Source organism: Thioclava sp. NG1 (assembly GCF_003122275.1).
Classification (GTDB): Bacteria; Pseudomonadota; Alphaproteobacteria; order Rhodobacterales; family Rhodobacteraceae; genus Thioclava; species Thioclava nitratireducens.
In genome coordinates, this window is sequence record NZ_QFBB01000010.1 from 51671 (window position 1) to 67680 (window position 16010).

Annotated in this window: 10 protein-coding genes and 1 tRNA gene; 2 read left to right on the forward strand and 9 right to left on the reverse strand. The window is 57.8% G+C overall.

The genetic code is table 11. The features are described 5' to 3' along the window. Positions 1-5: 5 nt before the first annotated feature. On the reverse strand, positions 6-971 hold the full coding sequence (locus DEM26_RS16530; RefSeq protein WP_233243154.1) for an SPOR domain-containing protein: 966 nt from the start codon (positions 969-971) through the stop codon (positions 6-8). Between the two features lie 182 nt (positions 972-1153). On the opposite strand from DEM26_RS16530, the gene DEM26_RS16535 reads away from it, so the two are divergent. Then, positions 1154-1243: transfer RNA gene (locus tag DEM26_RS16535), tRNA-Ser, on the forward strand. A 246-nt stretch (positions 1244-1489) separates the two neighbouring features. On the opposite strand, the gene DEM26_RS16540 is transcribed toward DEM26_RS16535, so the two are convergent. The 4 genes from DEM26_RS16540 to DEM26_RS16560 form a co-directional block, all read right to left on the reverse strand. Beyond that, positions 1490-2497, reverse strand: a complete 1008-nt coding sequence (locus tag DEM26_RS16540) for a hypothetical protein (RefSeq protein WP_109172860.1) — start codon at positions 2495-2497, stop codon at positions 1490-1492. Next, complete coding sequence (locus DEM26_RS16545; protein ID WP_109172861.1) at positions 2497-3201, reverse strand: hypothetical protein; 705 nt, start codon at positions 3199-3201, stop codon at positions 2497-2499. Before DEM26_RS16545 ends, DEM26_RS16540 begins: the two co-directional genes overlap by 1 nt. 682 nt (positions 3202-3883) lie before the next feature. After that, positions 3884-4750, reverse strand: a complete 867-nt coding sequence (locus tag DEM26_RS16555; protein ID WP_109172863.1) for an HNH endonuclease — start codon at positions 4748-4750, stop codon at positions 3884-3886. A gap of 170 nt (positions 4751-4920) precedes the next feature. Next, entirely contained in the window at positions 4921-5349 is a 429-nt protein-coding gene (locus tag DEM26_RS16560; RefSeq protein WP_441351183.1) for a very short patch repair endonuclease, read from the reverse strand. Between the two features lie 103 nt (positions 5350-5452). Between DEM26_RS16560 and DEM26_RS16565 the strand changes: the two genes are divergently transcribed. Continuing rightward, on the forward strand, positions 5453-7087 hold the full coding sequence (locus DEM26_RS16565) for a DNA cytosine methyltransferase (protein ID WP_109172865.1): 1635 nt from the start codon (positions 5453-5455) through the stop codon (positions 7085-7087). 17 nt (positions 7088-7104) lie between these two features. On the opposite strand, the gene DEM26_RS16570 is transcribed toward DEM26_RS16565, so the two are convergent. From DEM26_RS16570 to DEM26_RS16585, 4 genes are read right to left on the reverse strand one after another with little or no spacing between them, the layout of a single operon-like run. After that, complete coding sequence (locus tag DEM26_RS16570; protein ID WP_109172866.1) at positions 7105-8781, reverse strand: NERD domain-containing protein; 1677 nt, start codon at positions 8779-8781, stop codon at positions 7105-7107. Between the two features lie 2 nt (positions 8782-8783). Beyond that, positions 8784-10604, reverse strand: coding sequence for a DUF1998 domain-containing protein (gene drmB / locus DEM26_RS16575; RefSeq protein ID WP_109172867.1), 1821 nt, complete (start codon positions 10602-10604; stop codon positions 8784-8786). Then, positions 10601-13759 carry a helicase-related protein gene (locus DEM26_RS16580; protein ID WP_199224685.1) on the reverse strand — a complete coding sequence of 1053 codons (3159 nt, stop codon included), beginning with the start codon at positions 13757-13759 and terminating at the stop codon, positions 10601-10603. Before DEM26_RS16580 ends, drmB begins: the two co-directional genes overlap by 4 nt. A 30-nt stretch (positions 13760-13789) precedes the next feature. Continuing rightward, entirely contained in the window at positions 13790-15964 is a 2175-nt protein-coding gene (locus DEM26_RS16585) for a UvrD-helicase domain-containing protein (protein ID WP_233243156.1), read from the reverse strand. Positions 15965-16010 lie beyond the last annotated feature (46 nt).

The following is a 16010-nucleotide window of genomic DNA, read 5'->3' on the forward strand; positions in this document are numbered from 1 at the left end:
TAGTCCTATTTCGAGACGGGATAGGCGTCGGGGTAGCCCAGCCCGTGAATTTTGGTCTTGAGCGCGTCGAGGTCGGATTTCGTGGGCGCAGGGCCCGCGATCACGCGCCAGAAGGTCTTGGAATGGCTTTGTTCCTTTACGATCTCGGCGATCACGCCGGCCTTCGCCATCTGGCTCTGGGCGCGTTTCGCATTCGCCTCGGCGGAAAAGATACCTATCTGGATATAACCAGCGCCAGTGCTCATCTTCGGCGTGCTGGGTTGTGGAGCCGCTGCGGCCACCGGTGCTGCCGGGGCGGGTGCCGGGGCAGGCGGCGCGCCGATCGCGGGTTTGACCGGCTTGGCCGTGGGCTTCGGCGTGCCCTGCGCCTTGGCGATCCCGGCCGCGGCAGTCGAGGTTACCTCGTCGAGCGACTTCTGTTCCACCGCCTCGGGGGCCGCGATCACCGGCTTGTCGACGAGCGGCGCGGGGTTGTCTTGCTTGACCGGAACCGTCTCTCGGCGCAGCGCCACCACGGACAGCTCGGTCGGCGCGCCCGCCAGAAGTCCCAGCGCATTGGCCGCGTCGGAACTGACCTGCAGTTTCGGTCCCGGATTGTCGTTTTCGCGCTTGAACAGGGCCCCGATCACGAATTTGCCGTTCGACGGGTTGCGGATGATCACCCGCTCGGGATCCTTCACGTTCGGATGCGCGACCCAGACTCCGCCGAGCGAGGGACGCCCGTCCCACAGGCCCTTCTCGTCGACCGAGAAGACCTGCGGCGCTTCGACATCTCGCTCGATCATCTTCTGGCCGTTCTCGGTGACGGCCTCGGCCGCACCGGGCGCCGCGGTCTCATCGGTCGGCTTCTTCTTGAAAAGCCCGAACGGGGAGCCGCCGCTCTCCTGACAGCCCGCCAGCGCGATCCCCGCGCCCAGCATAAGGGCAAAGCCCGTTACACGCTTGCGCGTCATTCCCGTCTGCTCACTCATCCTGTGCCCCTTCTCGCGCGGTTCGCCCGCCTCTTGCCTGCGCGTATGCACCGCTTGCGCCATGCCTTGCGCGCGATCCTAGCGATTTGCAGAGCCCGTGAAAAGCGGCCCCAACGCCCACGCGCGGAAATCGGCGCGCGAGACTTTCAGAATCGCGTGAAGCGGTCTAAGCGAGACCCGTCGGAGGAGTGGCAGAGTGGTTTAATGCACCGGTCTTGAAAACCGACGTAGGTGAAAGCCTACCGTGGGTTCGAATCCCACCTCCTCCGCCACATGGAATTGAAATAAATGAATTTATTTGAGGCTTCTGATAGCTACCCGCCATAAGGCCCCCCAAAGAAAAATCGCTAGAGTTTCGCCGTGTTTCGAGTGTGTTTGGCCTTGATTTGCTTGAGTCTTGGGCGGGCTTGCAACTTTTTCAGAGGTCAACATATGTCAACACACACCAAGTCGTTCGACTTGCATTTTGGACAACGGTAGTGACCTAACGGTATCAAAATCGCTCGGGCCACCGGCACCTATGGGGTCAGGTAAAGCAGCGGCGCTTCGTCAGCTTCGCTTGCCGCCCGCAAATACTCGATCCCGCTGATCCCTTCATGATGAAGCGTTTCCGCGATGCCGATCTGGCTGGCAAGGCCGAGCACGCCTCCCTTGACCCCATCTGTAAGAAGACGTGCTTGCGACAGAGCTTCGCGGCGAAGTGCTCTCATATCCTCATTCTCGCCCGCGCTCCGGCTAATCAGACGACTATAAGCGTCCGGGTTGAGCTGCTCCGATAGCGCCATCTGTCGCTCTAGCTCTGAGCGCCCGAGCTTCTGCGCAACTTCTAGTTCGTCGGCCGCAAAGAGAGCTTGAATAGCTGCCTCTTGGCAAAGCCGGATTGCGGCAGCGAGCGTCCACATGCGATCGAGCTGCGCCATCGGCATGGACTCGAGTTTCCCTATGTCGGCGTCGCGCATGAAGTGGACTTCGATCCGTCTCGCAGAGCGGGCGAGGGAGAGCTGGAGTTGTTCTGCAACGCGCTTGGGATCTCGCCGATCAATCAGCGTGTCAACATTTTGAAGGTCCGCGCCTACGTCAGCAAAGGTCGCCTTCAGGTCGTCCTCGCGACGCTCAGTTGTAACGAGAGCGACCTCTTCGGACAGGGTGTCCAAGCGCTTCTCAATCGCGTTCAGCTTCGCAATGGTGGCCGCAAACCCGGCTATGGAGACGCCTAGGCCAAGCCCGGAAAGTGCCAACGTGCCGTATTGAAGGTTCTGCATGAGCACCATGCTGTTCTGCAGATCAGCAATGCCGCGCTTCAACTGTTCGTTTTGGACTACCGAAACTACGCTGAGCGGTGAGAACCCGCTGGAACCGGCTGAGCCAATCGCGCTTTGTATTAGTTGCTGTAGCGCGGAAGTCTGCTGAACATGGCCGAGGACTTGCCCGGTTGCCGTGTCCTTGATGATGGCCCCGACGACTGAAGCTTGTTGAGAATTGACCAAGCTTACGAGGTGAGCGGGAACGTCATAGAGCAATGGCATCAGGAGGTCTCCTCGAGTTTGTTGGCGCCAGCTCTCAACACGAAAGCCTGAAGCTTCGTAATGAGGGACGGAGAGTTGGCCGGCAGGCCAGCCCCGAAAACGGCGGTGTTTGCTAGGTTGATGATGCGCAGCGCAAGCCGAGCTCGGGATTTGTCGAGAGCATAATCAACTCCCTTCATGCCGGCGAGAGATAGGCCTGTGAGAGCGACGCCGCCCGCCAGAAGAAGGGGCACACTGACGGCCGATGTCGAAAAGAATACCAATGTCGACGTAGTGACGGTTGCGAAAGACACGACCGCAGGCAGGCTGGCGACCGAGGCGGTCAAAGTTCCCACGCCGAGGAGGGCAGGCAGTGCGGCGTGAAAGTGATCTCCGAGATCGGTTTTTAAATCTAGCTCGCCAACCAGCGTCGATATGCTCTCTTCAGCACGAGCTAGCGCTTCCCGACACTGCTCTTCTGCCCAAGGCTCTATAAGCTCTTTGGCAAGCGTTTTCGCGCGCAGTTGGGCCCGGGTTACTCGAATTGCGGACATCTTGGCGATGTGGCTTTCGATCGAAGAGACGAGAGATGGAAACGCATCTTCAAGCTGGTTGGTGATCGCTATCAGCTCGTCATCGCGCCAATCCAATAATTGGATGCGTGCTTCAAGTTCGTTCAGGTCAAAGGCGATGGTCTCAAACTCCTGTGGCGAACGAAAGCACATCGCTCGACGATCTTGTAAATGTCTTCGAAGAGACTTTGCCAAAGAAGCGCTGTTACGCCAGCTATATTTACTTTGAACTGGCTAATTTTGTGGGTGATCCAGTAGCGTTTGTGTCGCACTGATCGAGTGGGTGGGTTTATCCCCCAGAGGAAGTCAAAAGCATAACGGGGATGATTACCCAGGCGGCGCCCCATGTAAGGCGAGAGATGAAAACAGCAAAGGGAGAGTCATACCTCCAATTGAACAGCCACCTGAAAAACCGAAAAGTCCAGATGAAATGTATCAGGAACCAAACGACGCCCAGCACTAGGGCCACATACAAATATAGATTTTCCAACGTCTCTCCCGCGAACATAGTTGCGTTGCTCAATCTGTAACCTAACCCTCATTGGAGGGGGCGAAGATGCGAGCGCTAGGCTGCTTATCATATCGGTAGGTTGAAGCAGATACTAATTCAGTCACGTTCTCTTAGACTCGCCGTTTTGGGGTTGTATTGGTGGCGAGTTAGGGTGCCATCCTCAGGCTGAGGACTCATATCCATGACATTGAAGAGAGCCGCGCGTGCGGCGCGGCGTGAATGTTCTTACGTAGGGTTGCAACCTGCTCTTTATTTTTGCTGGGCAATTTTATCTGCAAGCCGGGCCTCCATGGTTCGGAAATTGGGGCTGGCTTCGAAAAACGTTCAGGAATGTGGGCCGCGATTCACCAGATGTGCTTTCAGCTCGTCCAGTGATAGGCAAAGGTTGCGCTGCCGATGCACCATGCGATGGCAGTTCGAACAAAGTACCACGAGATCCTTCGCCGGGTCGGTTACCGTTTTACCCGCTTCGGCAACCGGAACGATATGGTGGACTTCGATGAAGCCCTCACCAATAGCCCCATACACGTGGCCGAAGTTGAACCCGCAAACCATGCAGTCGAGTCCATGTATTGCGAGTGCGTCCTCTCTAAGCCTCGGATCACGTTCGCGTCGCAGTGAGGCATAGACCTTTTCGCCTCCCTCCGTTCGAGCTTTCGGGCTGCGGGCGTCCCCTTCTATTGCTGCTGAGAGTCCGGCGCGTAGCCCCAAGATGAACCTTTCGAGTTCCTGATCGGATCGATCCTTCCACTCTTCATGGATACGCTTAAAACTCGTGCTCAACGAAGGCTGTTGCCCGTTGCGATCAACCCACCCGACCCGCCCATTGTCGAACAAGGTGTCAAAGGTATCTCGCGCGTTCTTCATACTATTTCGGAACCGGATATGTGCACGGCCGTCACCCATTGCGTCGAAGAAGCTGTCGTATGCTTCTTTCCAAGTATTTACGCCGAGAGACGCTGGAGGTGACGCAGCCTTGCCTTCATTACGGACGCCGCACCTCGCCAGCCAGTAGCTGGCAATCATCATCGAGTAAGATCGTTCGATTGACTGCTCCGGGTTCTTCATGCGCCTGATTATGCAAATATAACGAGACTGCTGACAATCAGGGAATTGGCCGATCGGGAGCAGTACTCTAGTGCCGCCTTCGACATCGCGATGCCGCTGGTCCCATATCTCTAAAAGCTGCACTGGGTGCTCCTCGCCGTTGCGCTCTACGGAATCGGGATCACGATCAACACCCGCTTCGATTGTTGGCGCCAGAGACTTCAGTGATCGCCAGCCTCGGGACGTGTCCACCCGTCATTGAGTGCAGCCGATAGTTCTAGGCGCGGGCATACGGGTGAGCCCCTAAACCTTGGTCAGGAACGACGCGCTTCCTGCTCCCCGATTTGGGATTGAGGCTCGTCCGACCGCAGCCACGCTGACAGGAGGTCGGTGGCCGCATTTACCTGATCCGTCTTCCGAAGAGCGCACTCCCATACCACAGCAACACGCCACCCGTCTTCCAGAAGCTTACCAAGAACTGCTTCGTCCCGAGCGACATTTGCTTTGAACTTCGTCTGCCAGAAGTCTTGTCGGGTCGATGGGGTGGTGGTGTAGCGGCACCCCTCGTGACGATGCCAGAAGCAGCCATGCACGAAGACGACAGCGCGATACCTCGGTAGAACGAGATCCGGTCGCCCGTGGACCCTCTTCGAATGGAGCCGGAATCGGAAACCGCGTGCGTGTAACGCCCGCCTAAGCACAAGCTCGGGCTTCGTGTCCTTTCCCCTGATCCCCGACATCATTCGGGAGCGGGTCCGCTGATCCACGATATCTGTCACATGTGTCCTGGTTTTCGCGCTCGAACCTAGTATACACCGACTGAATGAAGTTCGTCAGGAGCCTGAATTGCGTTCGACTTTCGGCATCGTTGATTTGTTTGCTGGCCCCGGCGGACTTGGTGAGGGATTTGCATCCCTAGTCGAGGAGAGCCACACGCCGTTCAGGATCGGAATTTCGGTCGAAAAGGAGGCTTCGGCACAGCGCACTCTGACGCTGCGCGCGTTCCTGCGCGAGTACCGAGCGCAACATGGCAGCTTGCCGAAGCAGTTCATCGATTTTCACGCGGGGGAAGTTCCCGAACCAGATTGGTCGGAAGTCGATGCATCTGCATGGCGGTTGGCCACCGAGGAGGCCCGCGGCCTCGAGCTCGGAACAGAGGCCGCAGCAACAGCGATCGATGCCGCCATCGAGAAATTGAAGTCGAAGTACGATGACACGATCCTGATCGGCGGCCCGCCGTGTCAGGCCTATTCCCTCGTGGGCCGGGCCAGGTCGAGAGGCAAGGTTGGCTATGTGCCGGAGGAGGATGAACGGCATTACCTGTTTCGCGAGTATATCAGGGTACTAGACAGGCTCCGGCCCGCAGCTTTCGTCATGGAGAACGTTAAGGGCATGCTGTCCTCGACGGTCGAGAGCCGGCTCGTGTTTGAGATGTTGATGGAAGATCTGTCATCTCTCGGCATTAGCCACGGCCATCAGTACGAACTGCGGGCCATCCGGGTCGAGAACGGCAAGGCCAGCCTGCAGGAGGCGATGCGGCCTTCGGACTTCCTCGTGCGCGCCGAAGAGTTTGGGGTTCCGCAGCGGCGTCACCGGGTAATCATTATCGGAATCAGATCTGATCTAGCTGCCAAAGTGGCAGGCACCAACATTGCCGTCTTTGAGCGGACGAAGACCGTCAGTGATGCGATTGGCACAATGCCGCACTTGCGGAGCGGCATCAGTCGAAGTGCGGATAGCGCAGTTGAGTGGCGGAAGGAGGTTATCAAGTCTGCGAAGCTCCTAGCGCGTATTCACCCCGCGAAGGATGGCGAACCGCTCCACGAAGCATTCTCATCCGTTGCGAGGCGAATGGCGACGGAAGGCCCGGTCAGTCGAAAAGACACTCGACTAGCCGAGGGCTACAGGGGGGCGAGCGATGAACTGCTGAACTGGCTCGAGCGTCCGGACCTTCGAGCAATCGCCCAGCACGAGACGCGTGCTCATATGGCGTCTGATCTTGGCCGCTACCTCTTCGCCGCCGTGTTCGGGGCCGTTCGCGGTTTCAGCCCCAAAGCCGCTGATTTTCCGCTCGTGCTGAGCCCGGATCATCGGAATTGGCACAGTGGTGCGTTCAATGACCGATTTCGGGTCCAGCTGGCCGATGCGGCAGCGACTACGGTCACGAGCCATATCTCGAAAGACGGTCATTACTTCATTCACCCGGATCCTCTGCAGTGCCGCAGCCTGACGGTGCGCGAAGCTGCGCGCCTTCAGACCTTTCCTGACGACTACCTGTTTATGGGAAACCGGACCCAGCAGTACGTCCAAATAGGGAACGCAGTACCGCCGTTTCTGGCCCGCCAGATCGCAAAAATCGTTTTGAATGCCATTACCGGCGACAAATCCGCGTGCAACGGTAATGTTTCCCAACAGCGGGGGATTCCAGCGGAAGATATGGATCCGATGCATAACAACCTGTTCGACTATCGGCAAACCTAACTTGTGTGGAACAGACTTCACGGTCCAGCAGCTTCAACCTCCTGCTTGAGGCGCGCGATATCTTCAGCTCTCCCAACTAGTTCCAGTAAGATATTTGCGCGGCTTGTTGCTACATAGACCAATTCGGGATCGGTCAGCCCCTCGATCCCGATCAAAAAGACGCATGGCCGCGACAGTCCCTTGAAGCGCCGCACTGTGTCGACGACGATGTGATCAGGCCTCACATCATCGGCACGGCAGGTCGGCTTACTGGCGATCTTTTCGCCAAGAGAAGTTAAGGCGTCACCTGTTCCTGAGAGCACCGCAATCTGGCCCGGCATTACCTGACCAGAACTTAGCAGCTGTGCAATCCGTTCTTTCAGGCGCGCTAGAACTGTTTCGCCTTTGCGACATACGATGGATCCAACCGGCTCCCCCTCGGGCCCTGCAGGGATGCTTCGTCGGCCCTGATACCATTTTGCCATCAGGGCATGAATCCGTCGCGTGTTTCTAAGATTCCTTGTTAAAGCGATCGACGATTCTGGAAGAGCCGCTAAGAACCCATTTTCTGGAGAGAACAGGCGCTGATTGTCGTCGTAGAACACGTAAAATCCGCCATTTTCCGGATCTTTGATGCTAAGGCGTAGGGCGTGCAACCAAGAGTCATGAAAATCCTGTCCCTCATCAATGACGACAGTTTCGAACCCGAGATCGGGATCGTTACTGACAGCCTCAACAAGGGCGTCGGGAAGACGGTGGTCGAACATCGATTGGGCGCCATGCGAGGGTAATTCGACCCCAGCCTTCTGCGCGAGGGCTCGGCAAAGTGCATGGAAACTGGCTACCACGAGGCATTCATTACCCTGAGTGACCGCACGAAGATGGGCAGCTAGCGGCGCGTTGTAGCAAGTCAGAAGCGTACGACGGCCTTCAGCGGCCGATCTTATGGCCTTTTCTACGGCCAGCACCGTCTTGCCACTGCCCGCGCCACCCGAAATCGCCATTTCCTTATTGTCTGCGAGCGAGTCGAGGATCCATGACTGCTCGGCGGTCAGCCTCTCGATAGTTCTAGCATCGTCGGCTAGGCTGATGCCGATGTGGGCCTTCAGTTCGAAGTGGCTAGAAAGCAGCTCTTCGAGCGCTCTGAGACCATCCAACCCCAAAGGACTTTCTCGCTGGTCGTCGCCTTCAGTCATCCGATGGGAGATCCACCGGTCGAGGGTTTCCATGTCGTCACCGAACGCAATGATTTCGAGCGGCGCATCAGGCGCCAAGGCCCGACGAGGTCGAACGCTGCCAGGAAGGATGGCGCCATGGCGTGCTCTGATGAAACGACCGCTCAGAGCACGGCTTGTATTGAGACGCCTCAGGAAGTGGTGTTTGCTGCTGCGTGCCTGAGATATTGGGTTCTTTATCCGGAACTTGAACCCGTCACGGTCTTCACTGAGCCACTGACCGTCTTTTTCGCGGCAGCTTACCCGCCCGCCTTTTACTTCGAGAAACAGCAACCCGTATTTCGCGTGCGCGACGATGAAATCCGCTTCTCCGTCGAACTCGGCACCGTCTCGATCCGCTTCATGCCAAGAGCGCGAGTAATAGCAGTTGTAGTCTCCAGACAGTTTGTCTCGCATTCGTTCGTAGACGCGAACTTCCGAAGACAGTTTTGGGTTGTCCAGAACATGTTGTGGCACTTCTCTTGGATACATACGAGCCATCTTTAAGACACTCCATCCAGAAGCTTGCGGAAGAAACCGAGGCTAGGGTTCGCGGGTGTTCCAACCAGCATCCCGCGATCAAGGTGGCGGTTGAAGTGCTCGCATGAGGTTTCCGGAAGGAATGTGCAACAGTGACAGGCCGAAGATCCAGATCCTTCGGAAAGTGAGAGAATGCCGCTGCTGCAAAGCGGATCCGAAGAGCACCACTCGAGGTCCCGCAATGCAGCGTCCAAGATCGGGCCGATTTCGCTGGTACGTCCCTTTCGTGACAATCCACCCAGTGTTCCATCGGAGTCCGGTGCGGATGTGTATAGAAGAAATCCGCACATCCCACCCGGCCCTGGCGAGACGTACAACCTCTCTCTGATGGATGCAGTCGAGTAACCGCTGTCGAGTGACAGGCGCTCAGACAGCGCATGTGCTGTTGTGTGTATCAGGAGGAACCTCGCCGAAATCGTCATAGGGAAGGGACGATCGCTGCCGTTATGGTCTTGCCACGCACGCTCCGCAGCCTGATGCGCTTTTGTAGCTCTGTCGACTACATCGGGGTCGTTCTCCCATGACAATACAGCACTCTCGTCGAAATTGATGAATATGCCTTCCCCCCTGACTTCAATTGCCGGAAGCCAGTTCAACTTCGTCTCGGACAGCGGCGCCACGAAGGCGCTGTTGTCAGCGGCCTCCACCGGGCTGAGACGGGTGAATGCCTTGAGAGCTCGGACTTCGCGCAACCTCTCGACCGAGACCACACGGTCCAGAATGCTCTTCAGATCGCTCGGGAGCGCCTGAGGCGAAATCTGGAACTCCGGGAACTCTTCTCCGTCCGGGCCGCCCGAGCAAAGCATCAGGTGCTCGTTGGGACGCAGGTCACCGGTCTTGTTGTCGAGCATTGTCAGCAGGGTCAGGATTCGTGCAGTCAGATCTTCCGGCTTCGTGTCAGGCTCAGGCCACAAGGGAAGGATTCGTTTCCGTACGAAGTCGGGAAGCTGCGCCCTGTCGTCCAGCGCAATGATGTCCGGCCAGAAATCCTCCAGCATGTCCCGGAAGGAACCACCGAATGGCGGCACGTCAAGCGCGGACTCAATTACGGGGAAATATGCGTTCGATGCACCACGCTGAATGGCAACTGGCTGATGGTCGCAGGGTTCTGGCTGCTTCCTGAGCCACGGTGACCTGCCGTCGCATGATATCTTGCCCATCGCGCCAGGGGACAAAGCACCATCTAGGTCGCGTTCGGACTTGCATTCGGTGCAATGCACCTTGAGCCCCTTCAACCCGGCGCCTTCCCCTACGAGCTTGAGAGGCTTCTTCCGGGAGCAGGATTCAGCATGCTTCGGCCATGACATCCAGGGAAAGTCCTGAAGATGGCCAGCCGGGCACGTCACGATGAAGCGGACAGGTACTGCATATACCTTCTTGATGCGCTTGCCTCGCCCGGAACTGCAGGAAGTGCACCACAGCTCGGGTTTCCCGATCTCGGAACTCCAGAAGCGGCTACGCTGCAGGAGATTGCATTTCGGACAGACATGCCAATCCGGGAACCTGTAGGCGGGCAAGAGGCGTGGTCGCTTTTCCCTTCCGACTTTTTCATCTCCGACAGGAGGTAACCGGAACCCGTTCACCTGGAGCCTTGCCTGGAGTGGCTCATGATGAATTTTCTGATCGTTCAGAAGTCCCTTCTTGATTGCCAGTTGATCCCAGGCCTCAAGACCAGCCGACACCACGGAGACAGGCGCGCCGTTCTCGCCCCTGAAGTCGATGATCGCGCCGGGGCCATTGCCTGTCAGAACCTGACTCCTGCGAATTTTGCCGATCGATTTCATTGTGCTGCTCCCCTGTCCGATCCACCTTCCAAAAGAACATACGATGCCGAAGCCTCAACGGAACGCAGCGAGTTCGGAGTAGGCTTCTGCCCAGCAAAACGTGCCTTGTTTCCACGCTCCGCTGCTGCTTCTGCCGAAGTAAGAAGAGCTTCTCCGTAGTCTTGCCAATAGTCCTTCAGGCCCTGTCGGTCGAACCAGTCGTCAAGGAACGAGTTGAGTTGCGCACGCGCAGCATCTGCCTCCACCGGATCAATCCGCTCGATGCGGGCGATTACGGTTTCCAGAAGTGCTTCTGCTTCTCTTTGATGGTGTTCGATCGCACCCGGGTTCTCCATTCCGTCAACCAGATGGCGCACCATTGCGACATATGGAGCATGTAGTGCTCGGTCGCGCGCTCGCGGGGCGAAGGGCGTTACACTCGTAGCTTCTACATCACGGTAGAGACTGCGATGCCAACTGGCAAAGGTCTCGTATCGGCTGCGATCGCGGGACTTGGCAGCATTGAACAAGGTGATCACAAGTCCGGGCGCCTGCTGGCTCCTGCCAACCCGGCTAGTGGCCTGAATGTACTCGGCAATCGTTTTTGGCTGACCATTTACTACCATCAGGCCCAGACGAGAAATATCCATCCCCACCGAGATCATGTTGCTCGCCAGAACGATATCGACGTGGTCGGGATCGCTCCAGTCACGCTCCAGATCCTTGAGGTATTTCGGAATGTCGCTGGAACGGACGCGGCTGGTGAGTTCGATCTGCATCCCCGCGTCGCGTTCGACTTCAGCCGGTCTGCGTGCGGCGTAATCCCGGATACTGCGCGCAACGTCGTCACGCATTAGAACGAGAGCGCCGCCCAGCTCCCTTAGCGAATTAAAGTAATTGACGAGGGTCCAGTATCCGTCGCGTCTGTCTTCCGGTAACGTCGCGTCGGTAGCCGCCTGAAGCAAAGATGCCGCGACAGCCTGTTGAGTGAATTTGGCCGAGCGACCGACTGTCGAGATGCCAACATAGCGACGGCCCGGCACGTCACGATTTTCGATCGCAAAACCAGAATTGGTGTGATCGAGCCCAGGCGGGGGAAACTGAAAGGATCTGCGGTCAAACAGGGCCTTTATCTGGTCTTCTGCCCTGCGGATTGTTGCCGTTGACCCGATGATCTTTGCCCTTATGCCCCCTCCTGAGCGACACAATTCATCGATCGCGGTCTCATATAGCCCCGCCAAACTGCCCAAAGGGCCAGATATCAGGTGTAGTTCGTCTTGGATTACCAACTCCGGGGAATCCGCCGCCGTTCCGATGCCGAAAAGGCAACCAGTTTTCTGATTTCTCGTGATCTGCGCGTACTTGTCGACTGTGGCGATCAACAATGTTGGCCGCTCTCGATAGACATCCTCGTCAACGGTCCAGATCGGGAGCAATGCCAGTTCCTGCCCCACATCACATGACTTCGTCAGGCAGCGTACCTCAACACGGCTCTTGTCTGACGAGATCTTCCAGTCGAGGTTTTCACGACAGCATGGGCAACTGCTCAACTGAGCCGGCGAGCTTTCCGCCTCTGTATCGAGCACCTGCTCCGCCTGCAAAACTGTGTTCGGTGTGGCACCTTCTCCGACCCAAAGTCCGAGGGAAATTGGCGTATCCGTAGCGAAGTGTGCAGGCAGGTTGACATTTCGCAGTTTGACCTTGCCGCGCCTGACCATCTCGCAGGCACAGATCAAAGCAGCTGCGCGCTCGAACTGCTGGATGGTCAGAAGTCTGAGGGTGTAACGCATGAACGTTGTCACGCCCGCGCCGCTCGGGTTCCCCGCTGCGCGGAGACGACGCAGGAAGATCGTGAAAGCTGTCAGTAGAAGGTAGGCCTCGGTCTTCCCACCACCGGTTGGAAACCAAAGTAGATCCATCCTCTCGCGATAGCGGGAGTCCGGGTTCGCAATCGACTCCAGACACAAGAGTGCGAAACCGAGCTGAAACGGGCGCCAGATCAGTTCGGGAGGTTGTGGATTGACGCGCCATGAGTACTGAAGCGAAAGAGCGGTGTTCGCGAGCCTGAACGCGGTCAGCACCTCGGGCGATGACTCTAGGAGCGCAATACCAGATCGCATCCTTTGTTCAGCGGTTCGGCAGCGCTGCATATGCACTTGTGCCTGCTTGACGTGCTCCTGCGGCATGTCGAGCGCTGCACCTTCCATCCTCGCAACCCATTTTGTGTAGGCGGCAACGAAAGATTTCAGCCCTGCGACGAGACTAGGGGCGTCTTCGGATGCAAGCCATGACGCCGCAAGCGGCAATCGAGCGTCGTCCTGCCGAAACTCGATATCGCCTTCTGCGCTCACGACGTGGACGGTGGCTTCCGGAAACCAGCTGGTCCTCACCTGACCTACCGTCCCATCAACGGGCTCGTCCCACATCGCGGAACAGGTGTGGCCCACTGCGAATTGCTGGACGTCCCGATACAGCAAGGCGGACGCTAGGGCATCGTCTTCGTCGCTCGCCAGTCCGGCCCTGTCCGGCTTTGGAACGAACTTGCAGTCAGCTTCGCATTCTACACTCAGCGAAAACTGAAAAAGCGCTGCTTCCTCGTTGGCTGCGCGACTTCTTGCTTCGGTTGGCCTCGCGTCGTTTGTCACCGCAAGCGTCACGAGCATAATGTCACCCCAAGGGGCGATGCGGCAGTGCAAGGACGTTCCGGCAAGCCCACTGCCCTCAAGGCTGATGACGGGGGCCGCTTGCTCGCTCAGCTCCGCGAGTTCAAGTGAAACCTCGGCGAATTGAGGATCTCGCCGCCAGCTCTGCACCCGCTTCCTAGATGAACCGGCGCTATCATCGGCCGCGCTTTCGGGCCTGTAACGAGCCCCATCCACCCGAACCCGCAATCTGGGCGCCGAACCGCTCGGTCGGATGGCAAAGGAAAGACCAGCCGAACTTGGTCGGAATGCTGAAGCTGCCTTGACCCCATCCAGCGCGGTCCCCACCGCATCCGCATCGTCAGCATCGTTCGCTTCGTCGTCATCTTCCGGCGAAATCGTCGTGCGAGGCGGAAACAGGATTCCGGTCAGGTATCGATCAGTCGGCCGATCTGAGATCAGTTCATTCGGCTCCTCAGGGCCGATGAGATCAACTTTCAGTCGCTCCAAGAGTGTGTCGCGCGCATCAACCATTTAAGTTCTCCAAAAAATCAAAATTATTGCTTAGCGAGGAATGCTGCCAAAGCCGCCAAGTAGTGGCATGAGAGCTAGGCGCGGGGCCTCTCCGGACCGCCCGGGCACAACAACCGTAGTCGCTCCAACGACGGAAATTCCTGCGACGACTTCTGGAAGAGCGGAATCTGGCTCGATCTTTCTTAGCGTTTGGATCAATTCGATTAAGCCATGCGAAATGCATCCGATCGCGGTTCCGTTGTGATCTCCTATCCTGAGAACCAGACGTGCGTCTGCATCAGGATAGGCCGCCACTCTCGGTTCCTCATTAGACGCACGCCAAATGCTCGAGATCGCTTCCGCCTCATTTACGACGTGGCCCGAACGCGTGAACTCCGCCCAGTCGACGAGATCTCCCTCGAGTCCGATCTCGATCAAACGATGATCGGGATGCGCGGTCCAGTAGCGTCCCGGGTCCCCGATCTTGTAAAATTTTCTCGGGCGGATCCACCCTGTCCGCAGTTCCGTGCTTGCGCGGGTCGCACCGACGTACAAGGTGCGGGCCTCCTCCGCCCAGTCAACACGGTCGCCGTACGGTGCCCGCGTGAGCAGCAGCATGACCCTTTCGGCTTCTCTCCCCTTGATCGCATGGATCGTCGAGAGCAAGGGTCCCGAGCTCCCCTCATGGTCGCTGAGGAGCTCAAGGGGGGGATCCTCAAGACCTTCGGCAATGTTGCCAACAGAGATCATATCTCGACCCGAAGCATCTAGGTCGAGCAGGATCTCCCAGCACTCCTCAACGCTCCGCCATGGCGCCGGGCTCAGTGCCTCATGGAGGGAACGAAAGTCACTCTGCGACATACGGGTCGAGGCCGGAAGCCCCCCGAGAAGCGCGCCGATCCATGCCTCAATCCTGGGTGGGCGGTCGGGCAGGCGGAGCCGGAAGCTTCTGCCGGCAGTGCGCATGTGTTCGGCAGCAGTGAACAGGCCCCGACGGCTTCGTGTCAGGATCAGGCCGCCTGTTGTAGACGGATGAAAAGCAAATCCCGTGATGTCATTCTCAACCGCAGCCCTCCTGATCTGCTCTCGAACATGAAAGTAGCCCTCCCGTGAACCCACCGGATCGCCTCTCAATGTCTCGCGAACTGTGGAGAACATTTCCTTCAAGGCTTTCGTTCGGGTGCGGTGGTCGCGCACAAGCTGATCGCAAGAGAAATCTGCACGCGTCGCGACTTCTGCGAGCAATGTGGAACCGGAAGAGCCCCTGCGCTGGTAGCCGTAGATCGATTGTGCAAAATCCCCGAAGACGGTTACGCCGCATGCGGGGTCGAGCAACGCAAGAAGCGCCTCGCACATCTCCTTGCGGTCGCCGACGAGATCCTGCGCTTCATCGATGATCACGTGTTCAAGCTGACCAAGTGCATTTGCAACGAGTGGGTTGTCCGATCGCATCAGTCTTGTCGCAGCCCGAATGCAGGCGTCATGGCCGCCTGAAGAACTCAAACCAGCATTTGCAAGGAGGCGCGCCGCAAAAGAGTCGAACGTCCTGACTTGCAGCGCAGAGGCGTTCGGTAATTCACCCAGGCGGCGACCGATCCGGTCTCGAAGCTCTGCAACCGCAATGCGCGTGAAACTGAGTAGCAGTATACGCGAAGGGGCGAGACCCTCTGCCTCCAATAGGGAGATGACCCGTTCACGGGCCACATGAGTCTTGCCACGCCCCGGGCCAGCCTCGACGACCATTCTCAGTCCCGCAGGAGCCTTCGCCACGCGAAGCTGGCTCTCTTCGGGCACAGCGTCCAGATCCGAAGAGGCGAGGGGTGCGAGGCCGAACCATTCATTCAGGAAGGAGGCGTTCTCTTCACTTATCGACCATTTCTGCTCGACTGGATCGAAGGCTCCGCTGAGCGCAATTGCCTTGCGCAGTGCAGAAGGCATCTTGCCGTCTCCAGTCCAGTGCCCGATGGGCTCAATGGCCTGGTGGCCCATCAGGGATACTGGCTTATCAAATGACGCAAGAACCTCGACAAGGCTCTCGGTCGCGCTTCCAGTGACTTCTGGAAACAATTTTTCGGAACCTGTTCCAACGGAGATGCCATGATCGCCGAGAGCCACGATCGTGCCGTCCGGAAGTTCGACCCGACGCTCCGGCAGGCTGACGAGAACTTGCTCGTCGCGCATCGTGCCGTAACCAATATCTTGCAATTCGCACAGCACATCGATCACTCCGGCGACTCTGGCTGTAGTGTCAACTCGGTCAATGTTATCGAGG